Source organism: Variovorax defluvii (assembly GCF_039541515.1).
In the GTDB taxonomy this organism is placed as follows: domain Bacteria; phylum Pseudomonadota; class Gammaproteobacteria; order Burkholderiales; family Burkholderiaceae_C; genus Variovorax; species Variovorax defluvii.
The window spans coordinates 1-617 of the sequence record NZ_BAABGJ010000074.1; the positions used below are offsets into that span (position 1 = coordinate 1).

Annotated in this window: 2 pseudogenes; both read right to left on the reverse strand. The window is 67.4% G+C overall.

What is annotated here, in order from left to right:
* Positions 1-460, reverse strand: a pseudogene (locus ABEA07_RS20115) (electron transfer flavoprotein subunit alpha/FixB family protein); the annotation flags it as partial.
* Positions 461-471: 11 nt separating this feature from the next.
* A pseudogene (locus tag ABEA07_RS20120) lies at positions 472-617 on the reverse strand (electron transfer flavoprotein subunit beta/FixA family protein); the annotation flags it as partial.

The window sequence follows — 617 nt, forward strand, 5'->3', positions numbered from 1 at the left end:
CGAAGCCGGTGGTGCGCACGGTGATCACCTTGATGGCATCGCTGCTCTGCACGGTGGCGATCGCGTTGCCCGCGTAGATCGGGCGCTCGAAGGTGTCGGCACTGTCGACCTTGGTGATGTCGCTGATCTGCGCCACATCGAGCTTGGCCGCCACGCGCGGGGCCACGTTCTTGCCGTTGGCCGTGGCCGGGAACAGGATGTGGCTGTAGTTCTTGGCGATGGCGAGGACCTGGGCCGCGACGTTCTCCGCCAGGTTCTCGGCGAGGCTGGGGCTGTCGGCGGCGATCACCTTGGCCACGCCTGCGATCTTGGCCGCTGCGGCCGCCGCTTCGGCGGCGTTGGCGCCGGCCACCAGCACGTGCACATCGCCGCTCTGGCAGGCGATGCCGGCGGTCACGGTGTTGAGGGTCGCCGGCTTGACGGTGGCGTGGTCGTGTTCTGCGATGACGAGTACGGTCATGTCGGTCCTCCTTAGATCACCTTGGCTTCGTTCTTGAGCTTGTCCACCAGGGTGGCCACGTCGGGCACCTTGATGCCGGCGCCGCGCTTGGGCGGCTCGCTGACCTTCAGGGTCTTCAGGCGCGGCTTGACGTCCACGCCCAGGTCTTCGGGCTTGA